Annotated in this window: 16 protein-coding genes; all 16 read left to right on the forward strand. The window is 42.4% G+C overall.

Annotated features, from left to right (window positions below; translation table 11 throughout):
* The first annotated feature begins 189 nt into the window (after window positions 1–189).
* The 16 genes from rpoC (at window position 190) to rpmC (ending at window position 14,300) form a co-directional block, all read left to right on the forward strand.
* On the forward strand, window positions 190–3,792 hold the full coding sequence (gene rpoC, locus CZ382_RS14010) for a DNA-directed RNA polymerase subunit beta' (RefSeq protein ID WP_088051818.1): 3,603 nt from the start codon (window positions 190–192) through the stop codon (window positions 3,790–3,792).
* A gap of 137 nt (window positions 3,793–3,929) precedes the next feature.
* A complete protein-coding gene (locus tag CZ382_RS14015; RefSeq protein ID WP_088051819.1) occupies window positions 3,930–4,184 on the forward strand; it encodes a 50S ribosomal protein L7ae-like protein in 255 nt (84 codons plus the stop codon).
* Between the two features lie 143 nt (window positions 4,185–4,327).
* Window positions 4,328–4,741, forward strand: a complete 414-nt coding sequence (gene rpsL / locus CZ382_RS14020) for a 30S ribosomal protein S12 (protein ID WP_088051820.1) — start codon at window positions 4,328–4,330, stop codon at window positions 4,739–4,741.
* 44 nt (window positions 4,742–4,785) lie between these two features.
* Window positions 4,786–5,256 (forward strand): 30S ribosomal protein S7, encoded by a 471-nt coding sequence (gene rpsG, locus CZ382_RS14025; protein WP_088051821.1) that lies wholly within the window; start codon window positions 4,786–4,788, stop codon window positions 5,254–5,256.
* Window positions 5,257–5,295: 39 nt separating this feature from the next.
* Window positions 5,296–7,374 (forward strand): elongation factor G, encoded by a 2,079-nt coding sequence (fusA, locus tag CZ382_RS14030; protein WP_088051822.1) that lies wholly within the window; start codon window positions 5,296–5,298, stop codon window positions 7,372–7,374.
* A 119-nt stretch (window positions 7,375–7,493) separates the two neighbouring features.
* On the forward strand, window positions 7,494–8,684 hold the full coding sequence (gene tuf / locus CZ382_RS14035) for an elongation factor Tu (protein ID WP_088051823.1): 1,191 nt from the start codon (window positions 7,494–7,496) through the stop codon (window positions 8,682–8,684).
* An 866-nt stretch (window positions 8,685–9,550) separates the two neighbouring features.
* A complete protein-coding gene (gene rpsJ / locus CZ382_RS14040) occupies window positions 9,551–9,859 on the forward strand; it encodes a 30S ribosomal protein S10 (RefSeq protein WP_088051824.1) in 309 nt (102 codons plus the stop codon).
* Between the two features lie 30 nt (window positions 9,860–9,889).
* The gene (gene rplC, locus CZ382_RS14045) at window positions 9,890–10,519 is read left to right on the forward strand and encodes a 50S ribosomal protein L3 (RefSeq protein WP_088051825.1); all 630 of its coding nucleotides are present in this window, start codon (window positions 9,890–9,892) and stop codon (window positions 10,517–10,519) included.
* Window positions 10,520–10,545: 26 nt separating this feature from the next.
* A complete protein-coding gene (gene rplD, locus CZ382_RS14050; protein ID WP_088051826.1) occupies window positions 10,546–11,169 on the forward strand; it encodes a 50S ribosomal protein L4 in 624 nt (207 codons plus the stop codon).
* Entirely contained in the window at window positions 11,169–11,456 is a 288-nt protein-coding gene (gene rplW, locus CZ382_RS14055; RefSeq protein WP_088051827.1) for a 50S ribosomal protein L23, read from the forward strand. Before rplD ends, rplW begins: the two co-directional genes overlap by 1 nt.
* Before the next feature lie 28 nt (window positions 11,457–11,484).
* Window positions 11,485–12,315, forward strand: coding sequence for a 50S ribosomal protein L2 (gene rplB, locus CZ382_RS14060; protein WP_088051828.1), 831 nt, complete (start codon window positions 11,485–11,487; stop codon window positions 12,313–12,315).
* 57 nt (window positions 12,316–12,372) lie between these two features.
* The gene (gene rpsS / locus CZ382_RS14065; RefSeq protein WP_088051829.1) at window positions 12,373–12,651 is read left to right on the forward strand and encodes a 30S ribosomal protein S19; all 279 of its coding nucleotides are present in this window, start codon (window positions 12,373–12,375) and stop codon (window positions 12,649–12,651) included.
* A gap of 18 nt (window positions 12,652–12,669) precedes the next feature.
* A complete protein-coding gene (gene rplV, locus CZ382_RS14070) occupies window positions 12,670–13,011 on the forward strand; it encodes a 50S ribosomal protein L22 (protein WP_088051830.1) in 342 nt (113 codons plus the stop codon).
* A 3-nt stretch (window positions 13,012–13,014) separates the two neighbouring features.
* Entirely contained in the window at window positions 13,015–13,656 is a 642-nt protein-coding gene (rpsC, locus tag CZ382_RS14075) for a 30S ribosomal protein S3 (RefSeq protein WP_088051831.1), read from the forward strand.
* A gap of 19 nt (window positions 13,657–13,675) precedes the next feature.
* Entirely contained in the window at window positions 13,676–14,110 is a 435-nt protein-coding gene (gene rplP, locus CZ382_RS14080) for a 50S ribosomal protein L16 (protein WP_088051832.1), read from the forward strand.
* Window positions 14,100–14,300, forward strand: a complete 201-nt coding sequence (gene rpmC, locus CZ382_RS14085; RefSeq protein ID WP_088051833.1) for a 50S ribosomal protein L29 — start codon at window positions 14,100–14,102, stop codon at window positions 14,298–14,300. Before rplP ends, rpmC begins: the two co-directional genes overlap by 11 nt.
* Window positions 14,301–14,317 lie beyond the last annotated feature (17 nt).

Consider the following 14,317-nt stretch of genomic DNA (forward strand, 5'->3'; position numbering starts at 1 on the left):
GGTGGGGTTTCGATTGTGGTGAAACAAGCCGACGAGCTTCCATAGGATGTGGTGACTTCAGCTCAGCGCTGACACAGGACATGTCGGTACTTAGTCGAAGATCCCCTATCCTGGTGTGTCATTTTTACCGGACTTTTTGAACATCCTCTATAAATGGCAAATTCGGACACGAAAAGGGAGGTAGACCCCTTGCTAGATGTAAATAACTTTGAGTATATGAAAATCGGTTTAGCTTCATCGGAGAAAATACGTTCTTGGTCATACGGTGAGGTCAAAAAGCCGGAGACAATTAACTACCGTACATTAAAGCCAGAAAAGGATGGGCTTTTTTGTGAGCGGATCTTCGGGCCAACAAAAGACTGGGAATGTCATTGTGGAAAATATAAGCGAGTACGCTATAAAGGTGTGGTCTGTGACCGTTGTGGTGTTGAAGTTACAAAAGCCAAGGTACGTCGTGAACGGATGGGGCACATAGAACTTGCTGCGCCGGTATCACATATTTGGTATTTCAAAGGAATTCCAAGCAGAATGGGACTTGTGCTGGATATGTCACCTCGTGCGCTGGAAGAAGTTATCTATTTTGCTGCGTATATTGTAACCGAACCAGGCAGTACACCGTTGGAAAAGAAACAACTATTGTCGGAGAAAGAATACCGTACTTATTACGATAAATATGGCAAATCTTTCAAGGCGCAAATGGGTGCTGAAGCAATTCGCAAGCTTCTTGAAGATATCGATCTTGAGAAGGAAGCAGATATGTTAAAAGAAGAGCTTAAAACTGCACACGGACAGCGACGGACGCGTGCAATCAAGCGTTTAGAAGTGATTGAGGCATTCCGTAATTCAGGTAATGAACCTTCATGGATGGTAATGGATGTATTACCTGTAATACCACCGGAAATCAGACCAATGGTTCAACTTGACGGAGGTCGTTTCGCCACCTCTGATCTAAATGATTTGTATCGTCGTGTCATTAATCGTAACAACCGGCTGAAACGGTTATTGGATCTGGGTGCTCCAAGCATTATTGTACAGAATGAAAAAAGAATGCTTCAGGAGGCAGTTGATGCATTAATCGATAACGGGCGCCGTGGTCGTCCGGTTACAGGCCCAGGTAACAGACCATTAAAATCGCTATCCCATATGTTAAAAGGAAAACAAGGACGTTTCCGTCAAAACCTGTTAGGAAAAAGGGTTGATTATTCCGGCCGTTCCGTTATCGTTGTTGGTCCGCATCTAAAAATGTATCAATGTGGTCTCCCTAAGGAGATGGCAGTGGAATTATTTAAGCCTTTCATCATGAAAGAGCTTGTTGAAAAAGGATTAGCACATAACATTAAATCAGCGAAGCGAAAAATTGAACGTGTCCATCCAGAAGTGTGGGATGTACTGGAAGATGTGATTAAAGAACATCCAGTATTGCTTAACCGTGCACCAACACTGCACCGTCTGGGTATTCAAGCATTTGAACCGACATTGGTCGAAGGGCGGGCTATTCGTTTACATCCGCTTGTATGTACAGCATACAATGCCGACTTTGACGGTGACCAGATGGCGGTACACGTACCATTATCTGCTGAAGCACAAGCAGAGGCACGTATTTTAATGCTCGCTGCACAGAATATTTTAAATCCAAAAGATGGGAAACCAGTCGTTACACCATCACAGGATATGGTTTTAGGTAACTATTATCTAACGCTTGAACGCGAAAATGCGATTGGTGAGGGTACTGTATTCCGAGACATTAATGAAGCACTGCTATCCTACCAAAATGGTTTTGTGCATTTGCATACGAGGATTGCTGTGCATGCATCAAGTGTAAACAATAAAACCTTTACAGAAAAACAACAAAATCAGTTGCTCCTAACAACAGTAGGCAAATTGATTTTTAATGAAATTTTATCCGATTCGTTTCCGTATATAAACGAACCAACCAAAACGAATTTGGAAATTCGTACTCCGGAGAAATATTTCGTGGAAAGCGGAACGGATATCAAGGAAGAGATTAAAAAACGTGATCTTATCAAACCATTTAAAAAAGGATTCCTTGGTGATATTATTGCGGAAGTATTTAAGAAATTTAAAATCAGTGAAACATCGAAAATGCTTGACCGCATGAAGGATCTTGGTTTCAGTTACTCCACAAAGGCAGGAATGACCGTTGGTGTATCGGATATTGTGGTGTTAAAAGAAAAAGAAGAAATTCTTGAAGAAGCACAGAATAAGGTAGATAACGTGTTAAAACAGTTCCGCAGAGGGTTAATTACGGAAGAGGAGCGGTATGATCGTGTTATCGCCATTTGGTCACAAGCGAAGGATAACATTCAGGATAGATTAATGGAGTCATTGGATAATCGAAACCCTATCTTCATGATGAGTGATTCCGGGGCTCGGGGTAATGCTTCCAACTTCACACAGCTTGCAGGTATGCGCGGTCTGATGGCTAACCCGGCCGGCCGTATTATCGAATTGCCGATCAAATCAAGCTTCCGTGAAGGACTAACGGTGCTGGAATACTTTATTTCGACGCACGGAGCAAGAAAAGGCTTGGCTGATACAGCATTGAAAACAGCCGACTCCGGATACCTGACACGCCGTCTTGTCGATGTAGCGCAAGATGTCATTGTCCGTGAAAATGACTGTGGAACCGATCGTGGCTTAACGGTAACAGCATTAATGGATGGTACCGAAATGATCGAGCCACTTATTGACCGCCTAATTGGCCGAACCGCATTCGAAACAGTTCGCCATCCGGAAACAAATGAGGTCATTGTTGAGTATGATACAGTGATGTCAGAGGATCAGGCCAAACAAATTTTGGAAGCGGGTATCGAGCAAGTAACGATACGAACAGCATTTACATGTAATACAAAGCATGGTGTATGTAAAAAATGCTACGGTCGTAACCTGGCAACCGGGGCTGAAGTTGAGGTTGGGGAAGCGGTAGGAATTATCGCTGCACAATCCATTGGTGAGCCTGGTACCCAGCTAACGATGCGTACATTCCATACTGGTGGGGTTGCCGGAGACGATATCACCCAAGGTCTTCCGCGTATCCAGGAACTTTTTGAAGCCCGTAATCCAAAAGGGCAGGCAGTCATTACAGAAATTTTTGGAACGGTTAAAGAAATTAAAGAAGTGAAAGACAAACAGGAAATTGTTATTCAAGGTGAAGTAGAAGAAAAGTCTTATGCAGTACCGTACAATGCGCGACTTAAAGTGTCTCTCGATGATGAAGTTATTGCCGGACAGGAGCTGACAGAAGGTTCTGTTGATCCGAAAGAGCTTCTTCGTGTTCAAGGAGTTGAAGGTGTACAGGATTATCTATTACGTGAAGTTCAACGCGTATACCGCATGCAAGGGGTAGAAATTGGTGATAAGCATGTAGAGGTAATGGTACGGCAAATGCTTCGTAAAATTCGTATTATGGATAATGGAGATACCGACGTATTGCCTGGTTCATTACTTGAATTCCATCAGTTTAAAGATGCGAACTATCAGGTCTTAAAAGAGGGCAAGCAACCTGCTGTAGGCAAACCTGTTTTACTCGGAATTACGAAAGCTTCATTAGAAACTGACTCGTTCCTATCTGCCGCGTCCTTCCAGGAAACAACTCGTGTCCTGACAGATGCTGCAATAAAAGGAAAACGTGATGAACTTCTGGGACTGAAGGAGAACGTCATTATTGGCAAACTTGTTCCAGCTGGGACAGGAATTGACCGGTACCGCAAAATTGAAGCGGCTCTGGATGAACCACAAGAGGAAGTACAAGAAGAGGAAGCAGTACAGTAAATATTAATGGATGAAGAACAAGTGATGGAGTAATCGGAAGCACAAAAGTTTGTTAATGTTGTTGACATTAAAAAAAGACAATGATAATATATTCAAGGTGCTTCCGATTATACTTGTTTGCTTTGGAGGATATGTGGATGTCTTATGAAAAAGTAACTCAGGTTCGATCACGCTTAATAATCGGTGTAAAGCAGACGCTTAAAGCCATGAGAAATGGCACCGTAAGTGAAGTGCTTATTGCAAATGATGCAGATCAGCACATGACACAAAATGTAGTGAATGTTGCTGAGGAACTTGGTATTCCCATCGAGCGTGTAGATTCGATGAAAAAACTTGGGACAGCTTGCGGAATAGATGTCGGTGCATCGACCGTAGCAATTAAACGAGATTAGTTTTGGTGAGGGGCCCCTCACGAAAGCTTTGTTTTTTGCTAAAAAATGAACCACCTGGATATGTGGTATTACAGAATATACGAACATTGGTGGTTTTCATGATCTATTTTTACTCAGATCGTACTTGGAAAGGAGGAAAAAATATGCCAACAATTAATCAGCTTGTACGCAAAGGCCGTGTGAGCAAGACAAAACAATCTGACTCACCAGCACTTAACAAAGGATATAACAGCTTTAAAAAATCTTTGACAGATCAATCATCTCCACAAAAACGTGGTGTATGCACTCGTGTTGGTACATTAACACCAAAGAAACCGAACTCGGCGCTTCGTAAATATGCACGTGTTCGTTTATCAAACAACATTGAAGTAACTGCATACATTCCAGGAATTGGGCACAACCTGCAAGAGCATAGTGTTGTACTAATTCGTGGTGGTCGTGTAAAAGACTTGCCAGGTGTTCGTTACCATATTGTTCGTGGTGCACTTGATACTGCAGGTGTTGAAGGACGTGCACAAGGACGTTCTAAATACGGCACGAAAAAACCTAAAAAATAAACAGCATGATAGAGAGATGCAGATTCAGGAAAGGAGGGGGACATATGCCACGTAAAGGACCAGTACCTAAACGCGATGTCTTGCCGGATCCACTATACAAATCAAAATTAGTAACTCGTTTAATCAATCAAATTATGGTTGATGGAAAACGGGGGAAAGCACAAAAGATTCTTTATAATGCATTTGAACTTGTTGGTGAACGAAGCGGGCAAAATGCAATGGAAGTATTTGAACAAGCGATGAAAAACGTTATGCCGGTACTTGAAGTACGTGCACGCCGTGTTGGTGGCTCAAACTACCAGGTACCAATGGAAGTACGTCCGGAGCGCCGTCAAGCATTGGGACTGCGTTATATCGTTAACTACTCACGCCTGCGCGGAGAGAAAACAATGGAAGAACGTCTTGCAAATGAAATTTTGGATGCATCAAACAATACTGGTGCATCTGTTAAGAAACGTGAAGAAATGCATAAGATGGCAGAAGCAAACAGAGCATTTGCTCACTATCGCTGGTAAAACCTTACTAAAAGTTTTAGACAGGAAGGAGAAGAATACATGGCAAGAGAGTTCTCCTTGGAAAAGACACGCAATATTGGTATTATGGCTCATATTGATGCAGGAAAAACCACAACGACAGAGCGTATTCTTTTCTATACAGGACGTATTCATAAAATTGGTGAAACACATGAAGGTGCTTCCCAAATGGACTGGATGGAACAGGAGCAGGAACGCGGAATTACCATTACTTCTGCGGCAACAACTGCCCAATGGAAAAACCATCGTATCAACATTATCGATACACCGGGGCACGTAGACTTTACAGTTGAAGTTGAGCGTTCATTGCGTGTACTTGATGGTGCAGTAACAGTTCTTGATGCACAATCAGGTGTTGAGCCACAAACAGAAACAGTGTGGCGCCAAGCTACAACATACGGCGTACCACGTATTGTGTTTATTAATAAAATGGATAAAATCGGTGCAGATTTCTTGTACTCTACAGGCACACTAAAGGACAGATTGGGTGCAAATGCCCATCCGGTTCAGCTGCCAATTGGTGCAGAGGACGATTTTGAAGGGATTATCGACCTTATTGCAATGGAAGCCTATTATTATGAAGATGATTTAGGTACACGTGCTGAGGCGCGTGAGATTCCTGCGGAGTATAAGGATAAGGCGGAAGAGCTTCGCGATTCATTAGTTGAGGCTGTATCAGAAATTGATGAAGACTTAATGATGAAATATCTTGAAGGCGAAGAAATCTCTAATGATGAATTAAAAACTGCAATTCGTAAAGCAACATTAGCTGTTGAATTTTACCCGGTATTCTGTGGTTCAGCATTTAAGAACAAAGGTGTTCAATTAATGCTTGATGGCGTGCTTGATTATCTGCCAGCACCAACAGATGTACCGCCGATTGAAGGGATCCTTCCAGATTCAGAGGAAAAAGTAACTCGTCCATCAGACGATAATGCGCCATTCTCAGCATTGGCATTTAAAGTCATGACAGATCCATACGTTGGTAAGTTAACATTCTTCCGCGTATACTCGGGTACATTGGATTCGGGCTCATATGTGAAAAACTCTGTAAAAGACAAACGTGAACGCGTGGGACGTATTCTACAAATGCACGCCAATTCACGTCAAGAGATCTCAACGGTCTATTCCGGTGAAATTGCTGCAGCAGTTGGTTTGAAAGATACTGGAACAGGGGATACGCTTTGTGACGAAAAAGATTTGGTAATCCTAGAATCAATGGAATTCCCGGAACCGGTTATCTCCGTCGCCATCGAACCTAAAACAAAGGCTGACCAGGATAAAATGGGAATTGCACTTGGAAAACTAGCTGAGGAAGATCCAACATTTAAAACGGAAACAAACGCTGAAACCGGTCAAACAATTATTTCCGGTATGGGTGAACTTCACCTTGATATCATCGTTGACCGTTTGAAACGGGAATTCAAGGTTGAAGCAAATGTTGGTGCTCCGCAAGTTGCGTACCGTGAAACTTTCCGTGCTGGCGCTGATGTTGAAGGCAAGTTCATTCGGCAATCAGGTGGTCGCGGACAATACGGACATGTTTGGATCAAATTTGAGCCAAATGAAGAAGGAGCAGGCTTTGAATTTGAAAATAAAATTGTTGGTGGGGTCGTTCCGCGTGAATACATTCCAGCCGTTGAGGCGGGAGTTAAAGAAGCGATGGAGAACGGCGTGCTGGCTGGCTATCCGTTAATTGATGTAAAAGCATCATTGTTTGACGGAAGCTATCATGATGTTGACTCTAACGAAATGGCATTTAAAATTGCTGCCTCAATGGCACTGAAAGCAGCAAAAAATAAATGTCAGCCAGTTCTTCTTGAGCCGATTGAGAAGGTTGAAATTACGATTCCTGAAGAATACATGGGTGACATCATGGGTGACGTTACATCCCGCCGTGGACGCGTGGAAGGTATGGAAGCACGTGGACCTGTCCAAATGATTAAAGCGTTTGTGCCACTTTCCGAAATGTTTGGTTATGCAACAGCATTACGTTCAAACACACAAGGCCGTGGACAATACACCATGCATTTTGATCATTATGAAGAGGTACCAAAAAGCATCTCGGAAGAAATTATCAAAAAAAATGCTGGTGAATAATTGATTTTTTGATAAATCTAAAGTATAACTTTAGTGAAGGCTAGGAAATAACGATACAATGTTATTTCCCGGCCGAAAAATACTTAAAAACGTTCACTTAATTAAAGGAGGAAATATAAATGGCTAAAGAAAAATTCGATCGCTCGAAAAGTCATGTAAACATTGGAACAATCGGTCACGTTGACCATGGTAAAACGACGTTAACTGCTGCAATCACTACTACATTGCACAAAAAATCTGGTAAAGGTACTGCAATGGCTTATGACCAAATCGACGGTGCGCCAGAAGAAAAAGAACGTGGAATTACAATCGCAACATCTCACGTTGAATATGAAACAGATACTCGTCACTATGCACACGTTGACTGCCCAGGCCACGCTGACTATGTTAAAAACATGATCACTGGTGCTGCACAAATGGACGGTGCTATTCTAGTAGTATCTGCTGCTGATGGCCCAATGCCACAAACTCGTGAACATATCCTATTGTCACGTAATGTTGGGGTACCTGCAATCGTAGTATTCCTTAACAAATGTGACATGGTAGACGATGAAGAACTATTAGAATTGGTTGAAATGGAAGTTCGTGATCTATTAACTGAATATGACTTCCCTGGTGACGATGTACCAGTAATTAAAGGTTCTGCACTAAAAGCGCTTGAAGGCGATGCAGACTATGAAGCAAAAATTTTCGAATTAATGGATGCTGTTGATGAATACATCCCAACACCAGAACGTGACAATGACAAACCATTCATGATGCCTGTTGAGGACGTATTCTCAATCACTGGACGTGGTACGGTTGCAACTGGTCGTGTAGAACGCGGTCAAGTTAAAGTCGGTGACGAAGTTGAAATTATCGGACTTAACGAAGCACCAGGAAAAACAACGGTAACTGGTGTAGAAATGTTCCGTAAGCTGCTTGACTATGCTGAAGCTGGTGACAACATTGGTGCACTTTTACGTGGTGTATCCCGTGAAGACATCAATCGTGGCCAAGTGTTAGCTAAACCAGGTTCGATTACACCGCATACTAACTTTAAAGCAGAAGTTTATGTATTATCAAAAGAAGAAGGTGGACGTCATACACCATTCTTCGCAAACTATCGTCCACAATTCTACTTCCGTACAACAGATGTAACTGGAGTAATCCAACTTCCAGAAGGAGTAGAAATGGTAATGCCTGGTGACAACATCGAAATGACTGTTGAGCTTATTTCACCAATCGCTATTGAAGACGGTACTCGTTTCTCTATCCGTGAAGGCGGACGTACTGTTGGATCAGGCGTAGTAACAACAATTGAAAAATAATCGTGTTAGTAAAATGCAGGTAGCGTGACGACGCTGCCTGCATTATTTTTTGCTGGAATTATCCTAAACATACAATATTTGATCTTTGGTTGTCCTCTAAAAGATTATTGCTTTTCTCAAGAAATGAATATTAATTTGTAGTTGATATAAACTGCGACGTAATGAAATTTTCGAGTGCCTCATACGGCCGCTCCGGAAAAACACTGCGCTTTCCGTGGGGGCTGATGAGCCTTGAGCCTCCTCGTGCTGACGCACTGCGGGGTCTCATCTAGGCCTCTGCTCCCACAGGAGTCTCCGTGTTTTTCCTCCGCTGGGATAGTATTTGTTCATCAATAATTAGCGATTGTAATAAATGAAATTCTTGTGTGAACAGCTAAAACAGTCCGGGTGAGCGGAGGGCGGTGACTCCTGCGGAAACAGCACGAGTCCGAAGACCCCGCAGAGTGGTTTTCTCTAGGAGGCTGAGGCCGTGCCCGCGGAAAGCATCCGCCCGGAGTGATCCCGGACGGCGGCAACAGCACATACCTAATCGGAAATCACCCTCCCTTACGTCGCAATATATCAATAACAACAAACTGCACCAAATGAGTCCTAATTTCCAATCGTCAAATTTCCCAACAAAAAAATCCTCTGATCCCTTGCAATCACTAGAAAAAGTTTGTATAATACATAAATGTGCAATCTGATAGTATATTACCAAAAAAGGTTGCATTGGCCGCGTTTTTTCTATATAATAAGAACGTTGGTCACAAAAGGCGATGATGTGAAAGGTTGTTGACACACCCGGCCCCTTTGCCATGGCGGGTGGGTTAAGAAATTTTCACGGAGAATGTCTATTATAAAATGGGCGTAAAGGAGGGAAAATAATGGCAAAAGAGAAGATAAGAATCCGTTTAAAGGCGTATGATCACCGTATTTTGGATCAGTCCGCAGAAAAAATTGTAGATACTGCGAAACGTTCTGGAGCAGCTGTTTCCGGTCCAGTTCCTTTACCTACAGAAAAATCTGTTTATACGGTGTTGCGTGCGGTGCATAAATACAAAGATTCACGTGAGCAATTTGAAATGCGCACACATAAACGGTTAATCGACATTGTTAATCCAACACCACAAACGGTTGATTCGTTAATGCGACTTGACTTACCATCCGGTGTGGATATTGAAATTAAACTATAATAAAGGATGTACAAATAGGAGGTGTAACGGATGGCGAAAGGAATCTTAGGTCGTAAAATCGGCATGACTCAGCTTTTTTCTGAGGACGGAGAATTGATCCCTGTAACAGTAATTCAGGCTGAGCCAAACGTAGTCTTACAAAAGAAAACATTAGAAAATGATGGATATAAAGCACTGCAGATCGGTTTTGCTGATGAAAAGGAATCACGTACAAATAAAGCGGAAAAAGGTCATGCTGAAAAAGCAAACACAACCCCTAAGCGCTACGTTCGTGAAATCCGTAACGCGGATCCTGATGAATATGAAGTAGGTCAGGAAATTAGCGTAGAAGTATTTCAGTCCGGCGATAAAATTGATGTAACTGGAACTTCAAAAGGGAAAGGGTTCCAAGGCGTAATTAAACGCCACAACCAACAACGCGGACCAATGAGCCACGGATCTCATTTCCATAGAGCCCCGGGTGCAATGGGTGATATTGATCCAATGCGAGTTTTTAAAGGAAAAAAACTGCCAGGCCAAATGGGTGGCGAACAAGTAACGATCCAAAACCTTGAAGTAGTTAAAGTAGATGCAGAACGCAATCTATTATTAATTAAAGGAAATGTTCCTGGTGCAAAAAAATCATTCGTAAAAGTCACGAGTGCAATAAAGGCTAACTAATCATAGATACGAAGGGAGGATATGTCATGCCTAAAGTAGCACTATTTAAACAAGACGGTACTCAAGCGGGAGATATGGAATTAAATGATTCTGTTTTTGGTATTGAACCAAACACTCACGTATTACACGAAGCCGTCGTCATGCAGCGTGCATCAATAAGACAAGGTACGCACGATGTGAAAAATCGGTCTGAAGTACGCGGCGGTGGTCGCAAACCGTGGCGTCAAAAAGGAACTGGCCGTGCCCGTCAAGGTTCGATTCGTTCACCACAATGGGTAGGCGGCGGAACAGTCTTTGGCCCGACACCACGCAGCTACAGTTATAAATTACCGAAAAAGGTTCGTCGCTTGGCACTTAAGTCTGCATTGTCTTCTAAAGTTAAAGAAGAAAATCTGGTAGTTCTGGACAGCATTGCAATCAATGCACCTAAAACAAAAGAAGTAGTTAAAATGTTAGATGCACTAAATGTTGGCACAAAAGCATTAATTGTTACTGCTGAAAAAGATGAAACAGTAATCCGTTCAGCTAATAATCTTCAGTCAGTAAAAGTAATTACTGTAGAAGAAGTGAATGTATTAGACTTGCTTATGCATGACAAGCTGATTCTGACGAAGGATGCGGCTGAAAAAGCAGGGGAGGTGCTTGCATAATGAAAGATCCACGTGATATTATTAAGCGCCCTGTCATTACGGAGAATTCTGCCGACTTAATGGCTGAGAAAAAATATACATTCGAGGTAAGCCCCAAAGCAAACAAAACAGAGATCAAAGATGCTGTTGAACTTGTTTTTGGAGTGAAGGTCGAAAAGGTAAATACAATGAATCAAAAAGGTAAATTCAAGCGAATGGGCAGATATGGCGGATACCGTCCGAATCGCAAAAAAGCTATCGTACAGCTTTCAGAGGATAGTAAAGAACTAGACTTCTTTGAAGGCTAAGAAAGTTAAGTGAAGGAGGGAAAACAAGATGGCGATTAAAAAATTCAGACCAACTTCAAATGGTCGACGTAATATGTCAGTATCGGATTTTGCCGAGATCACGACAGACAAACCAGAGAAATCCCTGTTAAGCCCGTTGTACAAACGTGGTGGCCGTAATAACCAAGGGAAATTGACTGTTCGTCATCAAGGCGGTGGTCACAAGCGTCAGTACCGGATTATTGACTTCAAACGTGATAAAGATGGAATACCAGGACGCGTTGCTACTGTTGAGTATGATCCAAACCGCACTGCAAATATTGCATTAATTCATTATGCTGATGGGGAAAAACGTTATATTTTAGCTCCGAAAGGACTTAAAGTAGGACAACAAGTGGAATCAGGTAAAAATGCTGATATTAAACTTGGAAATGCACTCGCATTACAAGATATTCCCGTTGGTACCGTAATTCACAATATTGAATTAAAGCCAGGAAACGGTGGGCAATTAGCTAGATCTGCTGGTGCTGAGGCACAAATTCTTGGTCGTGAGGGTAAGTATAGCCTGGTTCGTTTAGCTTCCGGAGAAGTTCGTTTAGTCCTTTCAACTTGCCGTGCAACAATTGGTCAAGTCGGCAACTTGGAACATGAGCTTATCCGTGTTGGTAAAGCAGGTCGTGCGCGCTGGTTAGGCAAGCGCCCAACTGTACGCGGATCTGTTATGAATCCAAACGATCACCCGCATGGTGGTGGTGAAGGACGCGCGCCAATCGGCCGTAAATCACCAATGTCACCTTGGGGTAAACCTACACTTGGATATAAAACGCGTAAACGCAATAAGCCGACAGATAAATTTATCGTTCGTAAGCGTAAAAAATAACGGAATAATGGACGGGAACTACAGCCCCGTCTCTTAATTGCGAAAGGAGGTTTATCCATGGGTCGCAGCTTAAAAAAAGGACCTTTTGCAGATGACCATCTAATGAAAAAGATTGAGAAGTTAAATGAGGATGACAAAAAACAAGTAATAAAAACTTGGTCTCGTCGTTCCACAATATTCCCTACTTTTGTTGGGCATACAGTTGCTGTTTATGACGGACGTAAACATGTTCCAGTTTATATAACAGAAGATATGGTCGGACATAAATTAGGTGAATTCGCGCCAACCCGTACGTATAAAGGGCACGCTGGCGATGATAAGAAAACAAAACGCTAATGAGAGGAGGCACTCTACATGCAAGCTAAAGCCGTTGCGAAATCCGTTCGTATTGCTCCTCGTAAAGTACGTTTAGTCATAGATTTAATTCGAGGAAAAAATGTTGGTGAGGCAATTGCAATTTTGCGTCACACCAGGCGCGGTGCTTCTCCAGTCGTAGAAAAGGTTCTTAACTCTGCAATTGCAAACGCAGAACACAACTACGAGATGGACACTGATAATTTAGTGGTATCGGAAGCATTTGTAAACGAAGGTGCTACATTGAAACGTTTCCGTCCACGTGCACAAGGACGCGCAAGCAAAATTAACAAACGCACAAGCCACATTACAGTGGTTCTAACAGAAAAGAAGGAGGGATAGTCAGTGGGTCAAAAAGTAAATCCAACCGGTCTTCGTGTCGGTATCATTCGTGACTGGGAGTCAAAATGGTATGCTGGCAAAGACTATGCAGACTTACTACATGAAGATATTAAAATCAGAGAATATCTTGAAAATCGATTGCGTACAGCTGCTGTTTCTTCTATCGAAATTGAACGTGCAGCAAACCGTGTAAATATTACAATTCATACTGGTAAACCTGGTATGGTAATTGGAAAAGGCGGTTCAGAAGTAGAAGCTCTGCGCAAATCATTAAACAGCTTGACTGGCAAACGTGTTCATATTAACATTGTTGAAATTAAAAAAGTCGATTTGAATGCAACATTGGTTGCTGAAAATATTGCTCGTCAATTAGAAAACCGTATCTCTTTCCGCCGTGCGCAAAAACAAGCAATTCAACGTGCGATACGTGGAGGAGCAAAGGGAATCAAAACTCAAGTTTCTGGACGTCTAGGCGGTGCAGATATCGCTCGTGCGGAACATTACAGTGAAGGAACCGTACCACTGCACACATTGCGTGCTGATATCGATTATGGTACAGCGGAAGCAGACACTACTTATGGAAAACTAGGTGTCAAAGTGTGGATTTATCGTGGAGAGGTCCTTCCAACAAAAACGAATAAATAAGGAAGGGGGCAGATGCATTATGTTAATGCCTAAACGTGTAAAATATCGCAGACAACATACCGGTCGTATGAAAGGCCGTGCAAAAGGTGGAACATCAGTAACTTTCGGTGAATATGGTTTGCAAGCACTTGATGCTTCTTGGATTACAAGCCGTCAAATCGAGGCAGCCCGTATTGCTATGACACGTTACATGAAACGTGGTGGTAAAGTTTGGATCAAAATTTTCCCAGACAAACCATACACGAAAAAGCCACTTGAAGTTAGAATGGGTTCCGGTAAAGGTGCTCCTGAAGGCTGGGTAGCTGTAGTGAAGCCAGGAAAGATCATGTTTGAAATCGCTGGTGTACCTGAAGAAGTGGCACGTGAAGCATTGCGTCTTGCTTCTCATAAACTGCCGGTTAGAACAAAATTCGTAAAACGTGAAGAAATTGGTGGTGAAATCAATGAAGGCTAACGAAATCAGAGAACTAACCACTGCCGAAATTGAACAAAAAGTGAAAGCTTTAAAAGAGGAATTATTTAATTTACGCTTTCAACTAGCAACCGGACAATTAGAAAACACTGCACGAATCCGTGAAGTTAAAAAGTCTATTGCGCGTATGAAAACAGTTGTACGCCAACGTGAAATCAGCGTAAATAACTAACTGAAACAAGAGAGGAG

It is taken from the genome of Virgibacillus dakarensis, assembly GCF_900155625.1.
Taxonomy (GTDB): Bacteria; Bacillota; Bacilli; order Bacillales; family Amphibacillaceae; genus Lentibacillus_C; species Lentibacillus_C populi.